Here is a 20491-nt window from a genome sequence, read left to right as displayed (position 1 = left end):
TTTTAGGATTTCTAGTAGCAGTTGCAACAAATTTTTTAATAAATTAGTTATTTGCAACTTACATTATAATAATATTATTTTAATTAAAATTTATCTAAATGTTCATTCATTTTTTAAAAAAATAATAAGAAGATTTATGGAAATAATTTACTTAAATATTATGATTTAATTTTTTCTAATTCGCCTAGATCTTTTAAGCCATAGTGTTTGAGAAATTCTTTAGTAGTTCCATAAAGACTGGGACGACCTGGGGCTTCAAGTTTGCCAACCATTTCAATTAGTTGACGTTCAATTAATTGACTAAGTATGCCCGAAGAATCAACACCTCGAATCGCGTCAATTTGAGGTCTTGTAATAGGTTGTCGATAAGCAACAATCGCCAATACTTCAGTGGCAGCACAAGAAATTTTTTCCGTTCTTTTTTGCCGATGTAAAATATCTAAATAGGGAGCATATTCTTCATGTGTGCGCAAGACATAACCTTGAGCAATTTCTTCCAATTTGAAAGCACGTTGATGAGCAATGAATTCTTGTCTCAAAGAATCAATAATTTGCCTTAATTGCTTAGGCCTTAAAGGATAAAGAGTATCTGTAATTTCACGAATTTTAGATAGTGGAAGAGGGTCAGAACTTGTGAAAAGCAGTGCTTCAATGACTTTTTTAATGGTTTGTTGTATTTGATGATCGAGTTGAATTATTTCTTCGATATCATCAGAAGTTTCTTGCTCATGATATTCATTTGAGATTTCAACGTTAAGATTTGGTTTTTCATGAATAGAGTTTGAAGTAGTAGGAGATGGTTTTTGATCTCGAGACGAAGGAAAAGCAAATTCAGCCTGAAAAAAATTCCACTCTTTACTCATTTATCATCCTTTTGCTTAAGATATACCAAAACCTGAGATTCGGGATTTTTGCCAATACCTATACTTCCAATTTTCATCAATTCTAAAATAGCTAAAAAGATGACAATTAATTCTAAGCGAGGCATATCTGATAAAAATAAATAATCAAAAGGAAAAGAAGATTGTTTTTGTAGTTGTAATTTTATGAAGCGAATTTTATCACTTACACGCCAATTTTCTTCTAGAATTTTTCCTTTCACTTGTTCTGCACGTTTGGTCATTTCCTTAAATAAAATTGATAATTCTTCTAGTGAAATATCTTTTAATCCCAAAGGTTTTTTCCACGCATTCTCTGAAGTTCCCCGAAAATAGCATGCTAGTTGCTTATCCTGTCTGGCTGAAAGTTCTTTAGCAGCTTGCTTAAAACGACAGTAATCCAAAAGGTGATGAATAATTTCAAAATGAGGATCTTCCTGAACTGTTTCTGCTTCTAAAGAAAGTTCTTCAATTGGTAGCAACATTTTACTTTTCAACCAAACTAAATAAGAAGCGCTTCCTACAAATTCGGCTCCTTTTTCTAAATAATGGGTTTCCCATTCTTTCAATTTTTCTAGAAATTGTTGAGTGAGCTCTTGAATAGAAACGTCATAGATATTGATTTCTTCTTTTTGAATTAATGAAAGGAGAAACTCTAGGGGTCCTTCAAAATTTTCTAAAGAGAAACGATTGTAAGTTTGAATCATAAACAAAAATCTATATTTTCCTAGTATTTGCAGAATAAAATACCTAAATCTGATTTCTTATGCTACTGAGATTGTGTTGATTTAAACATTTAACATGTATCTAAAATTAGATGTAGCAAGTCTAACCGTGAAAGATTTGGCTAAAAGCGAAAAATTAACTGCCATTTCTTAATTGAATTAAAAAAAATAAAGATAAAAGTAACTAAGAATTTTTTTACAGTCTGATTGAAAATAAATTTTAACATGTTTGACAAGTAAATAATTATCAATTCTAAATTTAAGTAGAGGCGAATAACTTTTCCTATGCTACGCGATTTGTATCAATAACAACTTGTGTTTTCCACACGAAATACTAGATATGGCTAATAAATCCTTCAACTTCTTCAAGTGAATGAATATATAATAAGCAACTTAATTGGGTTAAACAGCATCCAGTCTCTAGGGGTTTCCACGTTTAAAAGTTACGTAAGGTTCGCAAGTTTACAACTTCATTACCGATTAAAAAAGTATTTGATTTTGTATGGAATGCGATTCTTTGAAAGTGTAGTTTTTTTGATATAAAAATATTTACAGAAGAAGGACAACAAAATTGTCTTGTTGAAGGCTTATCCGGATAAAATGGATATGCAAACGAAGGATAATCAATGAGATACAATGTTCAACCTCCTCCAATAACCAGCTAGTTTTAAACCGTACTTTTCAAAAATTTTTATTTCGGGTTTGATTTCATAAAAATTCGAATTAAGTATTTTATAGGCTATTTTTTTCTCCTAAAAGGAATAACAAATCGCTATCATCATTCCAATCAATAAAAAGATTTTTGGCATACGGATCCAATAAAAATCTCCTCAAATGCTACAAATGTAATGCCAAATTTTTCCAAGACTTTATTAAAATCTCGCATATGTAATAAATTAAACTGATTGTTTCAGGTATTAATTTCAATTCTTTGATAATTTGTTTTTGAATAGCTATTTCTTCTTCAATAAAATTAGGTACAGTTGGGATTATTAGTCTTAATTTTTGATAACTAATTTGATGATTTCAAAGCGACAGGAATTGTAATCTTATAGATTAAGCGGTTCTTTAAGGGAAATTTTATGAAGAAAGATGATTACACTTTGATTGAATATGTTTTGTTTAAAGAATAGAGGCTATAGCATCTAAAAGAAATTTAGGTGAAAAGGTAATGGCAGTAAATCCAAGCTTATTTTGTTTCTTAAATCATTACATAAAATGAGTATTATTTTCATTAATGGTAATATAGTTTCTAATATTTTATTTAATTTATTAGAGTTAAAAAAGTTGGGATTTTTAGTTTGTCCAGCTGCTAAATGTTACGGATTTTTCAATGAATTATAGTAAGAAAATTATCAGTTAAATTTTTACTATAAAATTGATTTTCTCTATATTTTTCATAAAAAATTAATATTTTTTTGTTGTTTATAATTTATAAAATTTTATTTTAAATTTTACAGTGTCAAATTTTTTATATATTTGTATATAAAAATTAATTTTAATAAATACTCCAAAAAAAACGATTGTTGTTTTAATAGACTTCTTGCATAACTCGCTTTTGGTAGATATTTTGGCTAATTTTAAAGATACCTAAAGTTTTTGCCGAACTCTTAAATCCATCACATTTGAATATACTGGAAATTTTGAATTGAGAGTGGATAAGATTTAAAAATCAATGATCATTCCCTTTTGGTAAAAATAGTTGTTTCAAGGAGCGTTATTTATGAATAAAAATTGGTTGAAGATATGGTTTGTAACTTTGATGACTACCTTAGTTTCTATAGAAGCTCGAGAGCAAGATTTATTAAAATCTAGTGATATCGATCGAATCATGAGCCAGATTTTAAGCCAGCATGTCGATAAGCGAACCATGACGAGTAAAATTTTGAATAGCTCTATAGCGATTTTTATTAATCAATTCGATCCTGAACGTATTTACCTACTAGAGAGCGAAATAGCTCCTTATGCGCATTTATCTCAAAAGCAACTTGATGAATTAGTGGAACAATATAAACAAAACGATTTTGAATTTTTCGAGCAAATAAACAAAGTTTTTCAAACTGCTATTGAGCGTTCAAAAAAACTTCGTCATGAAATAGAAATTAAAGATAAAGAAGCCTTGTTTCAAACAACAAGGCCATCGATTCAAAGAATTGAAGAAAGATCATTTGCTAAGGATGAAAAAGAATTAAAAAAACGGCTGCTAGAAAATTTAGAAAATTTTATTAGCCTATATAAAAGTCGTCATGGAGAGCTTTCTACAAGTTCTAAAAAAGAATTTGTTTTGAAAACTTATGAAAATCATTTAACAGAATTCGAAAATCAATATCTTTATCAAGATGATCAGGGGAAACCTTTATCTTACGCACAACAAGATAATTTATTGACGATTCATATTTTAAAAGCCCTTGCGAGCAGTTTAGATTCTCACACGACTTTTTATCAAACTCACGAAGCTTATGACATGAAAGTTCGATTGCAAAAAGAATTTCAAGGAATTGGACTAGTTTTACGCGATCAAGGAGATAAAATTATTGTATCTCGAATGTTAGAGGGTGGGCCAGCCGCAAAAAGTGGAGTTATCCAGGCAGGAGATATTTTGCTAGGAGTAGATGGAATTTCAACAGAAAAACTTTCTTTTGATAAAGTCATGGAAATGTTGCATGAATCTAAACAAGCACAAGTAGAGCTGTCTTTCAAACGAAAAGAAAAAGATAAGATAGAAGATAAAATTTTTAAAGTAGAACTTCAAAAAGAAGAAATTGTTTTAAACAATAATCGAGTTGATGTTAGCGAAGAGACTTTTGGCAATGGAATTATTGGCAAAATTACTCTTCATTCTTTTTATCAAGGAAATGGAATTTCCAGTGAAAAAGATGTTCGAGACGCGATTGTAGAATTAGAAAAAAAAGGTAATTTAAGAGGGTTGATTTTAGATCTTCGAGAAAATAGTGGCGGATTTCTTTCGCAAGCTGTTAAAGTAGCAGGCCTTTTTATTACTAACGGGGTCATTGTTATTTCTAAGTACTCCACTGGGGAAGAGCGCTTTTATCGCGATGTGGATGGAAAAATAGCTTATGATGGACCTCTCATTGTTTTGATTTCTAAAGCTACGGCTTCTGCAGCAGAAATTGTGGCTCAAGCATTACAAGATTATGGTGTCGCAATTGTGGTTGGAGATGAGCATACCTATGGGAAAGGGACCATTCAAACCCAAACCGTAACCAATGATCAAAGTACGTCTTATTTTAAAGTAACAGTTGGAAAATATTATACAGTTTCTGGAAAGACTCCTCAAAAAAATGGGGTAAAAGCCGATGTCATAGCTCCTGGACCTTGGAGTCTTAAAAATATTGGGGAAGTAGATTCTAGCTCTCTCACTTCCGACTTCATTTCTGATGCTTATGAAGACAATTTATCTGACATCGCTCCGGATGTTAAATCGTGGTATTTGAAATATTATGTTCCAACCATTCAGAAACGTACTGATCAATGGAAAGATTTAATTCCCACACTCCGAAAAAATAGCGAATATCGACTAGCGCATAATAAAAACTATCAATTATTTCTAAAAGGAAAAGCGCTCGACCTAGAAAATGAAGAGCAGGATGAAGAGTCGGAATGGTTATCAACTGGGAAAAAAGCTAAGAATTTTGGGGTTGACGATTTGCAAATGCAAGAAGCTGTCAACGTAATCAAAGATATGATTGTTCTCTATTCTATTGAAAAGAAAAAATAGAGGTGTCAAGCCTCCTGATACAGATTCAGGAGGCTTGATAAAAGGTAAGAAAAGAAACTTGTATAAAAACGTTGCACAAAAAACAACCATTCAATAAAGTACTTTCTTTAAGTTTGGCCAGATAGCTCAGTCGGTAGAGCAGAGGACTGAAAATCCTTGTGTCGCTGGTTCGATTCCAGTTCTGGCCATTCTTCTTTATTTCACTCATTAGTCAACTCTCGACTTTTATACTTATATTATGGCTGCCATAATGAATGAAAAATAAGAAAATTTGAGTCTGACTGTTAAAAATGCAAATTCCGTTGAATTGAGATAAGGAAATGTTTTTTAACTAACTTAGAATCGGAAGCTTAGTTTTTTTTCGTTAGCAATCTAGTGCAATGTAAGTGACGAATATTTAAAATATTACGATCGGCTAAGAGAAAAATAATAAACGTGTTGAAATGAGATGAAAGTTTTTTTCTGATTGATTTCAAACGATAATTAGGGTAAACTTCGTTTTCTATTGATTTTTTAAACATCAGAAGACTGATTATTTATTGTTAAGGGGTTCACAATGTACGCCATTATTAAAACAGGTGGAAAGCAGTATCGTGTCCAAGAAGGAGACATCATTGATGTAGAACTGCTCAATACCGACCCAGGCGCTCAAGTTGAGTTTGGAGAAGTCTTATTCGCTTTTGACGGTGCGAAGACACAGATTGGCAAACCGGGTATTCCAAATTTTCTTGTTTACGGCGAAGTGGTAGGAACAGTTAAAGGGGAAAAAGTGACAAGCTTAAAATACAAGCCTAGTCATAATCAGTGTCGTAAGTGGGGTCATCGCCAGCACTATACACGTGTTAAAATAACTGGTATTGGAAGCAAGCGTAAAGGAAAGGAAGGAAATCATGGCTCATAAGAAAGGTCAAGGGTCAACCCGTAACGGAAGAGATTCTCATTCAAAACGTTTGGGAATCAAAGTCGGTTCAGGCGAAGTTGTTAGAGCTGGAAGCATTCTTGTTAGACAACGCGGTACAAAATGGCATCCTGCTAAAAATGTTGGCCGTGGAACAGATGATACTCTTTTTGCCCTAGCAGATGGAGTTGTAGCCTTTCGTAAGTCTAACAAAACTTATATTTCAATCGAAACTGGTGCATAATCTCCTCTCGATTCTTTTGATTTGAAACCTAGCTTAACTAGGTTTCAAACTTTCTTTGTTCTTTCTTCTTTATCTGTCAAATTTATATTAATTACTTATTGTTACTCCTAGAGGGATCATGTTTGTTGATCGTGTAATCATTGAATTGATAGCTGGCAAAGGCGGAAATGGTGTTGTGGCATGGCGTAGAGAAAAATATATTCCTAAAGGTGGTCCGGCTGGAGGAAATGGGGGACGGGGAGGTTCTGTTATTTTAGAAGCAGATACTCAAATTTCATCTTTGGATTGGTTTCGCCATCGTCGCATATTAAAAGCTCAGAGTGGAGGAGATGGAGGAGGAAATTGCCGTCAGGGAAAAAATGGAACAGATTTGATTTTGAAAGTTCCTTGTGGTACCCTCCTCAAAGATGCCAAATCAGGTAAAGTCATACATGACTTTGTAGAAGATAAAGAAAGATTTGTGCTCTGTAAAGGTGGGAGAGGAGGAAGAGGTAATGACAGCTTTAAGACCCCTACTCATCAAGCTCCTAATATTTGTACAGAGGGAACACTTGGTGAAATTCATCACATAGAGCTGGAGCTAAAGCTAATTGCAGATGTAGGATTGGTTGGTTTTCCAAATGCAGGTAAATCAACTTTGATTTCCTCATTAGCAGGATTAAGAGTGAAAGTAGCAGCCTATCCTTTTACTACACTACAACCTAACTTGGGATTTATTGAACTAGATAATTATAAACGCATCTATATTGCTGATATTCCAGGAATTATTGAAGGAGCTAGCCATAATCGAGGTTTGGGATTAGAGTTTCTAAGGCATATTGAAAGGACTAAACTTCTTATTTTTATTTTAGATGCATCGGGCATTGATGGAAGAACCCCTTCTCATGATTTTCGAATTCTCCGTGAAGAGATTGGAGCTTATAATCCTGAATTATTAGAAAGGCCCTATCTAGTGGTATTAAATAAAATAGATACAGAAGATTCGCCTTCTCATATTCAAGAATTTGAAAAAAACTACTCTATTTCATCTGATATGCTTTTTAAAATTTCAGCTGTTTATGGCGAAGGTTTACAAGAATTAATTGAAAAAATGACACAACGTCTTTCTCAGAAAAAAGAAATCGAGTATTAGTCTAGGTTTTAGTTCTTGCTTGGTAAAAGCACAATACGAAATATTAATCTTTGCTAATTCAATAGATGGTAAAGTTTGTTTTAAAATAATTTTTTTTTAAAAAACTATTTTTTATTTCTTAGAATTAAATTTTAACGAAGATCGTTTATGATGAGTCAAACCTTGAAAAGGTTTGACTCATCAAAATTTTTTGAGTTTCCATTTAGCTATTGCACTCGCTGACTAAATGAAGCAGGTTGAAAAGGTTGGCCAGTCAAAGCATTCCATTCTGATGCTGAAATTGAACCGTCTGGATTAAGGACTTCAAAACGGTAAACAGGTAAGAAAATTTCTTTTTCATTTCTAATTTTGAAATCGTTCCCAAAAGCCACTTGAGCTAAATTGACGATTTGATTACGTGTATAAGTTTTACTAGCTTTTTGATCATTAGTAACAGGTTTTGAAACAATTTGCTGTTTTAGCCTGGTTTGAGGAAGGACTAAAAAACGTGGATTTTCAAAATGAAGCTGTAAAATTTGTCCTTTTTGGATAATAAGATGTTTTTGTTTAGCGCTCTCAATCCAAGGTTCAAAAATTTCTTTTTCAATTTTTAATTCTTTTTGAAGTTCATCTATGGTTAAAGCTCCTTGACGTCGAGCTAGAGCTTGGATAATTTTAAAATCATTTTTAGAAGCTCCACAATCTAAGCAATCTTTAAACCCATGTGTCGTTTCCCATGTATCACTATTAAGAACAATTTCTCCATTAGTTAATCCCCAAAGAACAACTCCTTCTCGAGGCCTTTGATCTTCTGTGTATTTCACATCTAAAAGTAGATAGGGGTAATATTTTTGAATGGGTTCTTGAAGTGTTTTACGATCACTATCGACTAGTTCTTGTCGATGAGTATTAATAATTTGTTCGGGAGAATACTTGGATTCAAGGGTTGAGATATCTTGATTATCCACGTAATGCAAAAGGCGATCTTTCCAGTCTGCTACTAATGTACTGTTTTCCCAAGCCCACCAACCACCAACAGATGCAGCGATTAATAAGATAATTAAAAAGGGACGAAAAAAAGGCGATTGGTTATGCTGTTCTTTTTTACTCATACTTCACTCCATTTTCTGTTAAGAGATATGGGAAAGCATAATAAGACAGGTTTTTGTCGTCAATGTCATCGATTAATTTTGTTTCAAAATCGAATGTAAACAATCGTTATTTGTGGAGAGAAATTGTATGAAAAGGGCCTGAAGTTAAAGTTCAGACCCTTTGAGAGATTAATCTTTCATGGAGAGAAGAAATTCCACATTGCTACCTGTCTTTTTCAAGCGCCCTAATAAAAGGTTCATTGCATCTCCCGGAGCTAAGTCGGCAACAGCTTGACGAAGAAGATAAATTTTTTCTAATTCATTAGGATGATAAAGTAACTCTTCTTTACGAGTTCCACTCTTGATCAAATCAATAGCTGGATAAATGCGACGATCAGCTAAGCGACGATCGAGCACTAATTCCATATTACCAGTTCCTTTGAATTCTTCAAAAATGACTTCATCCATGCGCGAACCTGTGTCGATCAAAGCCGTTGCAATGATTGTTAGAGAACCGCCTTGCTCAATATTACGAGCAGCTCCAAAGAAACGTTTAGGTTTATGTAAAGCATTTGCATCAATACCACCTGTTAAGATTTTACCAGAATGTGGTTGGATAGTATTATAAGCGCGCGCTAAACGAGTAATCGAGTCTAAAAGGATGACCACATCATTTCCATGTTCCACCAAGCGACGGGCTTTTTCAATCGCCATTTCGGCGACTTGAACGTGTCTTTCAGGAGGTTCATCAAAAGTGGAAGAAATGACTTCCCCGCGCACAATACGTTGCATGTCTGTTACTTCTTCGGGGCGTTCATCGATAAGCAAAACAATTAGTACAATTTCAGGATTGTTACAAGCGATCGCGTTGGCAATATTTTGTAAAAGAATGGTTTTACCTGATCTTGGTGGAGCAACGATTAAACCTCTCTGACCTTTACCAACAGGAGCGGCTAGGTCTAATACTCGTGTGGATAACTTTTCCTTGGATGTTTCCATCACCATTCGTTCATTAGGATAAAGCGGGGTCAAATTTTCAAATAAGATTCGCTCTTTTGCTTTTTCTGGTGGTCGACCATTGATTTTATCGACTTTGAGTAATGCAAAATATTTCTCTTTATCCTTTGGTGGTCGAATTGTTCCACAAAGAGTATCTCCCTTTTTTAAATCAAATCGCCGAATTTGTGCAGGAGAAACATAAATGTCTTCAGCCGAAGGGAGATAATTATAGTTAGGAGAACGAAGGAAACCGAAACCATCTGGAAGAATTTCTAAAACACCTTCTCCATATAGAACTTCATTTGGATTTTCAGAGATTGCTTTGACAATTTCAAATACCATCTGAGACTTAGTTAAAGAGCCAAGGTGTTTAAGGCCAATTTTTTTGCCATATTGATTGAGCTGATCAATATTCATCCGTTGGATATCGGCAATTTTAGTAATTATCTCAGGTTGTTGAGATCTTTCCTGAACAATTTGTTGATGATATTGTTCAGAGTTTTGCTTATCAACTGAATTGTCCTCACATGTCAACGAGGTATCAACTGAAGTGTTCTCTTTGTTCTCTGGGTCCATTAAAAATAAGACTCCAATGTAAATGGTTAATAGTTAAATATATATTTTTAATTCTTGGTATAATTCTCTCAGGGATTGTTGAAGTTCTGATAAAGTTCCATTATTTAAGACGACATAGTCGGCTCGAATAGCTTTTTCTAATGGCGATATCTGCCTTGCCATTCTGCTTTGAAACTCTTTTTCACTCTTATGAGTATGTGTTTTGAATCTCTGAAGGCTGATTTCTGGATCAGCAACAACCGAAATAATAGTGTCAAAAAATTTTGCACCGTCACTTTCATATAAGAGGGGAACTTCCGCAATGAAGAAAGGAAACTGATTTTTGCTATCCTGTTGTTTTTGATATTGTTGTTCTATTTCGCCATACACAGCCGGATGCAGAATTTTTTCTAAACCGGTTAAAAGTCGATAATTTTGAAAAACTCGCTCTGCTAATAAAGAACGATGGATTTGATTGTTTTTTAGAATAGATTTTCCTAATAAATCAACAACCTTTTGGCTAACGTTTACATCGGATGACAATAAGTGATGGACAATTTCGTCAGCGCTTACAGCGTAAGCCCCAAGTTCTTTTAAGATACGGCAAACTGAAGATTTACCACATGAAAGACCGCCTGTTATGGCTACTTTTCTTAATTTTAACATTCTTTCCAATTTTTGCCAATATGGATATTAACAATCAACGGTACCTTTAGATTTATAATATTTTCCATGGTATTCTTAACTAAATGAGAAATGGATTCTAACTCTTGGTTGGGAACCTCAAAAATAAGTTCATCATGAATTTGTAAAATCATAAATCCTTTTTTCTTTTCTTGTATAAGAAGTTTATTGATTTTTAGCATGGCCATTTTAATCAAATCAGCTTGCGTTCCTTGGATAGGGGTATTTACTGCAAATCGATCTGCTGTTGCTCGAATCATGGCATTCTGGCTTCTAATTTCTGGAAGCAGTCTTTCCCTTCCATACATTGTTACAGCCTTGCCAGTCTCTCTTGCTGATTGTTTGCAAGCTTCTAAAAATTCTTTGACCTTTCCATAACGCTCAAAATAACGTTGAATAAAAGCAGCAGCAGTTTTTGTATCAATTCCTAGTTCATGAGCTAGGCCAAACGCTTGTTGTCCATAAATCAAACCAAAATTAACTGCTTTAGCTTGATAACGTTGTTCAGAGGAAACTTGTTGAAGAGGAACATCAAAAATTAAAGAAGCGGTATATTTGTGAATATCTTCATTGGATAAGAAAGCTTTGATTAGCACAGGATCTTCGCTTAAGTGAGCAAGCAAACGAAGTTCAATTTGAGAATAGTCTGCTGACAAATAGCTCCAATCTTCTTTTTCAGGTCGAAATGCCTCTCTAATTTGACGACCGACTTCAGTGCGGACAGGAATATTTTGTAAATTTGGATCTTGGCAAGACAGTCGACCTGTTGCCGCCATAGACTGGTTAAAATTACAGTGAATACGTCCAGTTTTAGCGTTAACTTGAAGGGGTAATGAGTTAACATAAGTTGAGCGAAGTTTTTCTAAAGTCCGATATTCGAGAAGTTTTTCGGCAATTGGATAAACATGTTTGAGAATTTCTAGAACTTCCGCATTTGTTGAGTGTCCTGTGGCAATTTTTTTAGGGGGTTTGATTCCGAGTTTATGAAATAAAATTTGACTGAGTTGTTTGGGAGAGTTGATGTTAAAAATTTCTCCTGCTAACGCATAAATATTTTGTTCTAAGCAATGAATTTCTTGCCCAATAAACTGGGATAAATGTTTTAGATAAGCCGTATCAATAAAAATCCCATTTCTTTCCATTTGTGCAAGAACGGACAATAAAGGAAGTTCTAAATCAAATAAAAGAGAAGTTAATTTTCGCTCCTCTAGTTGAGATAACAAAATGTTTTTAAGTCTAATGGTATAATCTACATCTTCACAACAATAATGGCATATTTTATCTAAAGCCACATTCTTCATGTTAAGCTGGTTTTTTCCTTTCCCGATTAATTCTTGTATAGCGATTTTAACCTTATCAAATAATTCTAGAGCCAAATGATCTAATGAATGTTGTCTTTTATGAGAATTGAGAAGGTAAGAGGCTAAAATCGTATCAAAACTTATATTTGCAACAGAAATATTGTGATTTCTTAAAACATGATAATCGTATTTAAAATTGTGTCCATAAAAACCAATTGAAGGATTTTCAAGTAGTGGTTTAAGTTGACTTAAAACGAAATCACCATTTAATTGCCCGTTCAAGGGAATGTACCAAGCTTTTTTGGGTTCTACACCTAAACCAATTCCGACAAGTTGGGCTTCTAAAGGACGAAGATCCGTTGTTTCAGTATCTAGACAAATTTCTTTTTGCTGCGATAGATAGGAAATAAGGTTAACTAAGGTTTCTTCATCATTAACAAGCTGATAAACTACCTCATTTTGACTCTCTAGGTCTGAAAAACTAATCCCACTTTTTACAGCTTCCAGCTCTCGAATTAAAGAAGAGAAATTCATTTCTGCGTAAAATTCTTTTAAGCTTTGATAAGCAGGGGATGTTAATTTAAAAAAATCTTCTTGGTTGGGAAAGGAAACAGTTGTATCGACAATAACAAGTTTTTTACTTAACAAAACTTTTTCTTTTTCAGATATTAGCGTGTCTTGTTTTTTTTTGCCTGAAACTTCCAAAGGATGCTCTAAAATATAATCTAATGAACCAAATTTTTCTAGTAAGTCAGCAGCAGTTTTAGGTCCAAAGCCCGTAAGGCCTGGAATGTTGTCGGATGCATCTCCTATTATTGCTAAGTAGTCAATCATTTGTGCAGGCATCACACCAAACTGCTCTTTCACACCATTAGCATCAATAATTAAATTATCCTTAAAAGTGTTTAAAATCAAAATTTGGTTGCTGACAAGTTGGCACATATCTTTATCGCTAGTACATATATACGCTGTGGTGTTGAGGGTTGCGGCCCATTTGGCAATGCTGCCCATTGTATCATCAGCTTCAACACCTGGAACCATTAATTCTGGAATCCCCATCAGTTGACAAAATCTTTGCGACCATAAAATTTGGTAAAGCAAATCTTTAGGCATCTCTTTTCGATGAGCTTTGTAGGCAGGATAGAGTTCTGTTCTTTTTTGGGAGTTGTTAGGTCCATCAAAAACAGCTACAAGATGAGTTGGATTAAAATCTTTAATTAATTTTAAAATTGAACGGACGAAACCAAAAAGAGCATTGGTAGATTCACCTCTGGCATTGGTCATTTGTCGAATCGCGAAATAAGAACGATAAATGTAGCCAGAGGCATCTAGAATATAGAGTTTATCCATGATAAATCATTAGTGCCTTAAATTTATTGGGGATAATAAAGGTAAAGGTATTGATTTTGCAACAAAAGGTTGATGACAGGAGATACAGAAGCTTCATGTTTAATTGTCCCATTCAGCAAAGAGGACTGAGAAGAAAACAATCCTTTCCACCATCCTTTATTTTCAAGTCTAATCACTTGATAATGGTCATTATCAATACCAATTGTCATTAATAGTTCTTTGAGGGTTTCACTGATTGTAGCTCCGCTTACATCAATATACCCTTTTTCTACAGCATTTGGAGCAGGAAAAACATGAGCTCCATAATCTTTTACGAGTTTTTCTTTAGAAAGCGCAGGGCGATGAGAAGAGACAAGATCAACAAAATGAGTATAGTAATAATCAATAATTTGTCTATAGTTGTCTTCTTCCCCTGGTTTCCAAGGGCGAAGTGGATTCATCGCGTCTTTATCTTTACCCGCTGAAATGGTAAGTGTTTCAACTCCCAATTTGTCCAATAATTTTGTGACATTCATAAATGTAGGGGCAATAACGCCCACACTTCCAATCAAACTAATGTCACTAGCGTAAATTTTGTCGGCTGCAAGAGCAATATACATACCTCCTGAAGCACATAAACCATCAATGTAAGCATAAACAGGGACTTGATATTTTTTTTTGTAATCAGCGAGCAGTTGGAAAATTCCATCTGCATCAGCAACAGTTCCACCGGGCGTATTAATATAAAGAAGAAGGGCTTTGACGCGATTATTTTTATAAGCTCCTTCCCGAGATTCGATTAGCTGTTGTCTTACCGTCTGTGTATTTAAATTTTCTGTTCCAATGATTCCATCAATATTCAATTGTAAAATGACGGGTGCATCACTTGCCACAACTTCTCGTTTACCTTTAGCATTAGGTAAAATTTCTTCTGTATTCACAAAGCTAATTTGGCTATCTTTTGAGGTTCCAGACAATCCTATCAGTATTCCTATAGCCAAAAAGCCCAAACAAATCCCAATAATAGCGCAAAAAGCGACGAATAGTGCTTTAAGAGCAGAGTAAAAAATAGAGTCGCGCATAAATACCAAACCTTTTTGCAAGTACGTGATAAAATAATTTGTCTTACTTGTTAGTTGATGAGTGAAATAAAAAAAGATTGTTATAAACAATTACCTGTTTTTAGGAAAGTAAACAAGGAATTTGTTTTTATACTCAAGTACACTTAAAACGTTACTTTTGCGAATAATTATTGTAAATAAATATAAACTTTTAATCTTAAAACATTTATATTTTATAGGAGTCTTGCTAAGATTAAAATTTTTTTTGAGATATCAAATTTCGTACTATTTTTCTTGCTTGTCAATTAGTTGAGTATAATCAAGCAAGGCAGTAAAATATTTCTCTGACGCAAAAAAGTAGGTTTTTTATGAGAGTTTGGAAATTAATGATTTTAGTGGGTTTGTTTGGTTGGAGTATGACAAATGCAACAATTTCATCTCAGGAGTCGACCACTTTAATTCCAAGACATCTTCTATTTGGAAATCCTGAGAAAACACATCCTCGATTATCTCCAAATGGTCAATATTTGGCTTATCTAGCGCCTGATGCACAAAACGTTTTAAATGTTTGGTTAAAAAATTTAAAAACAGCAGAAAAAGACAGACAAGTTACAACAGATAAAAAAAGAGGAATCCGCTCATTTTTATGGCAATTTGACGGAGACCATATTTTGTATGAGCAAGATAAAGATGGGGATGAAAATTGGCATCTTTATCAAACGCATATTAAATCTAATTTTACAAGAGATTTGACTCCATACGAAGGCGTGAAAGCTGAAATTGTGCAATACGATCCTAAATTCCCCCAAGATTTGTTAGTACAATTGAACCTGCGCAATCCTCAACTCTTTGACGTATATCGTCTCGATTTGCAAACGAGAAATTTACAGCTTGATACGGAAAATCAGGCAAATGTCATTAGATGGGTGGCAGATCACAATCTTTGTATTCGGATTGCTCAATCCTATAATGATGATGGATCAATGCTAATTAGAACAAGAGAGGGCAAAGATCAATCTTGGAAAGACTTTTTGAAACTTGATGCTAGTGAAATTAACGGGGAAGTTTACGGTTTTACAGCTGATAATCAATCAATTTATTTAATCTCTAGTTTGCAGGGAAATACGGCAGGTCTTTTATTAGTTGATCTGACGACAGGAAAACAAAATTTAATTGTGGACGATCCCGTATACGATTTATCCACTTTGATGACTCACCCAACAACTTATGCTCTTGAAGCAGTAGGATTTGATAAGGAAAAGTTTGAATGGAAAGCTTTAGACAATGACGTCAAAACTGATTTTTCTTTATTATCAACGAAATTAAATACTCCTTTCAAGATCATTAACTCAGATCTAGCCAATCAAAAGTGGGTTGTTGCTTCTTTGTCTGATCAGCGCCCTGTTCGTTATTATCTATATGAAAGACAGTCTAAATTTTTAACCTTTCTTTTTAGTGCTCAAAGTTCCTTGGAGAATTTCACTCTAAGTGCTATGTCACCTATCTGCTTATCGGCAAGAGATGGAATGAAGCTTTACGGTTACCTGACTTTACCGTCTGGAAAAGAACCTAGAAACTTGCCAATGATTTTACTTGTTCATGGAGGTCCTTGGGCAAGGGATTCTTGGGGATTAAATCCAACTGTTCAGTGGTTAGCTAATCGCGGTTATGCTGTCGTGCAATTAAATTACAGAGGCTCAAGTGGGTACGGCAAACATTATTTGAATGCGGGAAATCGAGAGTGGTCTAAAAAAATGCACACTGATCTACTGGATGCAAAGCAATGGATGATTGAACAAGGATATGTTGATCCTCATAAAGTAGCTATTTATGGAGGTAGTTATGGTGGGTATGCTACGCTGGTAGGGCTGACATTTACTCCTGATGAATTTTGTTGTGGAGTTGATATCGTCGGCCCTTCTAACCTCGTAACTCTTTTGCAAACACTCCCACCTTATTGGGCTCCTTTAAAAGCAAAAATGGAGCTTCGTTTAGGGAATTTAGATACAGACGCCGAATTTTTAAAAGCATGTTCCCCTCTTTTTAAAGTTGACCAAATTAAAAAACCTCTCTTAATCGCGCAAGGTGCCAATGATCCTCGGGTAAAGCAGTCAGAGAGTGATCAAATTGTTAAAGCGATGCGAGAGAAAAACTTACCTGTTGAATATTTATTATTTCCTGACGAAGGCCATGGTTTCGCAAGGCCGGAAAATCGATTGAAATTTGCAGCTGCGGCAGAAGATTTTCTGGTGAAGTATTTAGGTGGAAGAAGTGAGCCCGCCTCTTCAGCGGAAGATTGGAAAACTCTTAGAAAATAAAGGATTTTATGAATTATTCTACATATAATAAACAAAATCCTTTTTTAGCTACGATTAGAAATCGATACCAACTATCAAAATCTGGATCTCAAAAAAATACGCAACATCTTGTTCTTGATTTGCGAGGATCTCAGTTGACTTATGAAGCAGGGGATAGTATTGGAGTTTATCCCAAACATGATCCAGAACTTATTAATAAAACATTAATTGCAGCAAGAGCCAGTGGCGAGGAATACATTCAATCAAAACAAACTGGTGAAACAATTTCTTTAAGAGATTTCTTTTCTAAACAAGGAAATATCACGGACGTAAGTCAGAAACTTTTAAAAGAGTTATATAATAGGCAAACAAATTTAGACAAAAAACACCAATTAGAACTGCTTTTAGATGAAAATAATCGAGTAGCATTGAAAGCGTACTTGGCTTTACATGAAGTTTGGGATTTATTATTATTTCATGTTGAAGTGCATTTCACTCCTCAAGAACTTGCTGATTTGCTAATGCCTCTTTTACCCCGTTTTTACTCTATTTCTTCTTCTCAGAAATATGTGGGAGAAGAGGTGCACTTAACAATTGCTCATTTAGAATATGAAACAAATGGCCATAAAAGAAGGGGAGTTTGTACTCATTATCTATGTGAATTAGTGAAATTGCATAATCCTGAAGTTCCTGTTTTTATTCAGCCTTCTCACAGTTTTAGATTACCTGAAGATTTACATGCTCCTCTTGTCATGGTCGGACCTGGAACAGGTGTTGCTCCTTTCCGGGCATTTTTACAAGAACGGGTACTGCATCACCAAACCAAAGGAAAACATTGGCTGTTTTTTGGTGAGAGGAATCGCTCTTCAGATTTCTTTTACGAAGAAGATTGGCGATTATTTGAACAACATGGACATTTACGATTAGATGCCGTTTTTTCGAGAGATCAGGAAGAAAAAGTTTATGTTCAACATAAGATGTTTGAACATGGGGAAGAGTTATTTAAATGGCTTGAAGAAGGGGCTTATCTTTTTGTTTGTGGTGATGCAGAGAGAATGGCAAAGGATGTTGAGATAACTCTCCTTGCAATTATTCAAGAATTTGGTAAAAAAGATTTTCAAGAAGCTCGTGAATATGTGAAACGTCTACGGCAACAAAAAAAATATTTAAGAGATGTGTATTAACGTTTTGATCGGGACTATTTTAAAGTAGTGATTCAAGATTTTATTTTATGACTGTTTCATGGTATTTTTTTAAATATCGGAGCATCCGATGGACATTTCTTGCTCTAATTGCCATTCCACCTACCATTCCTAAAAATGATGCGTGATTCGCCTCAGAAAACAAAAATAGGAATGTCTTGCATGTCGGAAGCAGTTCATTGAGAATCTCCGAAATAAAATTATTTCAAAAAACATTATCTTTTTTAAAAAAAATAGAAAACTTTATTGGGTTGATCAGATGTTTATCTGACAACAATAGCAATTTGAAATCACTACCTATTTAGAACTACCAGATTTTCCTTGTTGATCAACTTGCAACGCCAATATTTTTTTTAGTAAAAAAACTTTGAATTGTTGATGAGGAAGTTTGCATTTTTATTTGTAAAACATTTCAATTTTGTTTGAAATTTAGTAGTTACAAAAAATAATTAATTTTTTTAATTATTCAGTCGTTGTGACAATAGCAAATGCTTGAACCCCATCTCCGCATCCAAAATCGGTTAATCCTTCACCTGAAGTCGCTGTCACTCCTACCTGAGTAATATCAAGGTTCATGACACGAGCAATATTTTGGCGCATTTCAAGAAGACGATGCTTAAATTTGGGTTTTTTTCCTTCTATAGTAATCGCAACATGAGTAACTTTTTGCCTTTCTAGAGTTTTCATCGCCTTGATTAAATAGATTTCACTATCAGTAATCCCATCTTTCAAACATAAATCATCAGCGATATCTCCTAGAATAAGAATCCCTGTTAAGGATGTAATGGCATTACAAATTGCATGAAATACGACATCTCCATCAGAATTAGCATTAAAACCTGGGGCATCATCAAAAATAATTCCTCCAATAATGCACAATTTAGATGAGTCTTGAGGTAAAAAACGGTGGCTATCTTGCCCAATACCAGTACGCACAGTCATAAAATCTCCTTTAGATAACCAGAAATTTACATAGCTAAGGGTTTTAATTTCATAGAATTTTTTGAATCAAACGGAATTTTCTCACAGGAATTCTTTAAAGTGAAAGAGAAAAATTTAAACATTCTTTTATCATGCTACCATAAATTAAAGTAATGATAAGTTAAAAAAGAAATATTTTATGCCTGTTTATTTGAATAATACTGATTTTGAGTTTGAATTGGCTAACCCTAGGCAAACGATATCTCAAAACTGGGAGCAATATACTTTATGTCAACAGCTTCAATTTATTCCTCTTTTATACGCTTGTTCAGATGATTTCATTGCTGTTTCCACTTTTCCATCGGATCAATTCTTATGTGATTTACACAATTTAAGTTGGAGAAAAAATCAACCTTTAGCCAAATTAGTTAATTGGCAAGATAAATGCGCATTTAAAAAACAGGTTGGTAGAGTTTGGGGTGCTTCTCAGCAAACTCAAATTTGGGCAAAAGAAAGAGAAATTTATTATCATTTTCCAATTAATTGGGAAATGATACGAGAAATTAATAGCAAAGCTTATAGCTTTAAATACACGACTCTTTCAAAAGCTGCTTTGATAGAAAATTCTGTTCAGTTAGAAAAATGGTTTGAGCAAGTTAAGGGTGAAAAAGTGCTCAAATCATGTTTTGGATTATCTGGAAAAGGAAATCGGTTGATTAAACAATCGACTCTAACACCAGCTACGTTGAATTTTTGTGAAAAGGAATGGAAAGCTGGCAGAGACATTATCGCAGAACCTTGGCTTGAGCGTTTTTTTGACTTCAGTTCTCAGTGGGTCATTCATTCAAATGGATCTCATGAATTATTAGGCTCAACCGTCTTTGAAACCGATCAAAGAGGGATGTATTTAGGAACTTTAGCCGGTGATGAAAAAAAGCTTTTTAAAAATTTTTTTAAAGAACTTTTGGAACATTATCACTTTGTACAGAGAGTTTTAGATGATTTATTCAAAAAAGGCTTTTTTGGAAATGTAGGAATTGATGCTTTCCTCTATCATTCGGGAGCTAAAATCCACCTTTATCCAGTTGTAGAAATAAATGCTCGACAAACAATGTCTTTAGTCGCTTTACGCTTACAAAAAAAATGGTTCCCCAATCAAACGATTCGGTTAAGATTTGCCTCCCTTCAAGATTTACAACCTTCTCTTTTACCTTTAAAAATTTTTAAAGAGCAGGAAAAAATTCCTTACCAATTTTTTAAAAGAAAGCTTGTTTTAGATGTTATTTAATATGTATAAAAAAAATGGCTAAATAATTTACATATTTTGGAAAAGAAAACTTTTTGTTAAGTGAAAATTTCTACCTTGACTTATAATAATTTATTATCCTTTTTATTCGGATTAATGACATTATTTCTAATAAATGATATAAAATTGTTCTCAATTAAAAAGTGATAG

General features: G+C 34.0%; 15 protein-coding genes and 1 tRNA gene. 8 read left to right on the top strand and 8 right to left on the bottom strand.

Going from position 1 to position 20491, the window contains the following annotated elements:
* Positions 1-158: 158 nt before the first annotated feature.
* Both scpB and TY19_RS05910 read right to left on the bottom strand, forming a co-directional pair.
* Complete coding sequence (gene scpB / locus TY19_RS05915; RefSeq protein WP_052354811.1) at positions 159-863, bottom strand: SMC-Scp complex subunit ScpB; 705 nt, start codon at positions 861-863, stop codon at positions 159-161.
* Positions 860-1585 carry a segregation and condensation protein A gene (locus TY19_RS05910; protein ID WP_042280915.1) on the bottom strand — a complete coding sequence of 242 codons (726 nt, stop codon included), beginning with the start codon at positions 1583-1585 and terminating at the stop codon, positions 860-862. Before TY19_RS05910 ends, scpB begins: the two co-directional genes overlap by 4 nt.
* Before the next feature lie 1741 nt (positions 1586-3326).
* On the opposite strand from TY19_RS05910, the gene tsp reads away from it, so the two are divergent.
* From tsp to obgE, 5 genes are all read left to right on the top strand, one after another.
* A complete protein-coding gene (gene tsp / locus TY19_RS05905) occupies positions 3327-5342 on the top strand; it encodes a tail-specific protease Tsp (protein ID WP_052354810.1) in 2016 nt (671 codons plus the stop codon).
* Positions 5343-5457: 115 nt separating this feature from the next.
* Positions 5458-5530: transfer RNA gene (locus tag TY19_RS05900), tRNA-Phe, on the top strand.
* A 368-nt stretch (positions 5531-5898) separates the two neighbouring features.
* The gene (gene rplU / locus TY19_RS05895; protein ID WP_011174767.1) at positions 5899-6243 is read left to right on the top strand and encodes a 50S ribosomal protein L21; all 345 of its coding nucleotides are present in this window, start codon (positions 5899-5901) and stop codon (positions 6241-6243) included.
* Positions 6233-6484, top strand: coding sequence for a 50S ribosomal protein L27 (gene rpmA / locus TY19_RS05890; protein ID WP_011174768.1), 252 nt, complete (start codon positions 6233-6235; stop codon positions 6482-6484). The genes rplU and rpmA overlap by 11 nt, the downstream gene beginning before the upstream one ends.
* A 118-nt stretch (positions 6485-6602) precedes the next feature.
* The gene (gene obgE / locus TY19_RS05885) at positions 6603-7616 is read left to right on the top strand and encodes a GTPase ObgE (protein WP_042280912.1); all 1014 of its coding nucleotides are present in this window, start codon (positions 6603-6605) and stop codon (positions 7614-7616) included.
* A gap of 206 nt (positions 7617-7822) precedes the next feature.
* Here the strand turns inward: obgE and TY19_RS05880 are convergent, their stop codons facing one another.
* The 5 genes from TY19_RS05880 to TY19_RS05860 form a co-directional block, all read right to left on the bottom strand.
* A complete protein-coding gene (locus tag TY19_RS05880; protein WP_042280910.1) occupies positions 7823-8707 on the bottom strand; it encodes a hypothetical protein in 885 nt (294 codons plus the stop codon).
* A gap of 168 nt (positions 8708-8875) precedes the next feature.
* Positions 8876-10261 carry a transcription termination factor Rho gene (gene rho / locus TY19_RS05875; RefSeq protein ID WP_102035395.1) on the bottom strand — a complete coding sequence of 462 codons (1386 nt, stop codon included), beginning with the start codon at positions 10259-10261 and terminating at the stop codon, positions 8876-8878.
* Between the two features lie 33 nt (positions 10262-10294).
* Complete coding sequence (gene coaE / locus TY19_RS05870) at positions 10295-10906, bottom strand: dephospho-CoA kinase (protein WP_011174772.1); 612 nt, start codon at positions 10904-10906, stop codon at positions 10295-10297.
* A complete protein-coding gene (gene polA / locus TY19_RS05865; RefSeq protein WP_042280908.1) occupies positions 10900-13575 on the bottom strand; it encodes a DNA polymerase I in 2676 nt (891 codons plus the stop codon). Before polA ends, coaE begins: the two co-directional genes overlap by 7 nt.
* A gap of 23 nt (positions 13576-13598) precedes the next feature.
* Entirely contained in the window at positions 13599-14636 is a 1038-nt protein-coding gene (locus TY19_RS05860; RefSeq protein WP_042280906.1) for a S49 family peptidase, read from the bottom strand.
* A gap of 347 nt (positions 14637-14983) precedes the next feature.
* On the opposite strand from TY19_RS05860, the gene TY19_RS05855 reads away from it, so the two are divergent.
* Positions 14984-16933 (top strand): S9 family peptidase, encoded by a 1950-nt coding sequence (locus tag TY19_RS05855; protein WP_079979243.1) that lies wholly within the window; start codon positions 14984-14986, stop codon positions 16931-16933.
* Positions 16934-16941: 8 nt separating this feature from the next.
* A complete protein-coding gene (locus TY19_RS05850) occupies positions 16942-18096 on the top strand; it encodes a sulfite reductase (RefSeq protein WP_011174776.1) in 1155 nt (384 codons plus the stop codon).
* A 480-nt stretch (positions 18097-18576) separates the two neighbouring features.
* Here the strand turns inward: TY19_RS05850 and ispF are convergent, their stop codons facing one another.
* Entirely contained in the window at positions 18577-19056 is a 480-nt protein-coding gene (ispF, locus tag TY19_RS05845) for a 2-C-methyl-D-erythritol 2,4-cyclodiphosphate synthase (protein WP_042280904.1), read from the bottom strand.
* A 178-nt stretch (positions 19057-19234) separates the two neighbouring features.
* Here ispF and TY19_RS05840 point away from each other — a divergent pair, with 178 nt between their 5' ends.
* Positions 19235-20323: a hypothetical protein gene (locus TY19_RS05840; RefSeq protein WP_042280902.1), complete on the top strand. Its 1089-nt coding sequence runs from the start codon at positions 19235-19237 to the stop codon at positions 20321-20323.
* Positions 20324-20491: the final 168 nt, after the last annotated feature.

The organism is Candidatus Protochlamydia sp. R18 (assembly GCF_000648255.1).
Lineage (GTDB): Bacteria > Chlamydiota > Chlamydiia > Chlamydiales > Parachlamydiaceae > Protochlamydia > Protochlamydia amoebophila.
This window is presented reverse-complemented; position numbering and strand designations above follow the sequence as displayed.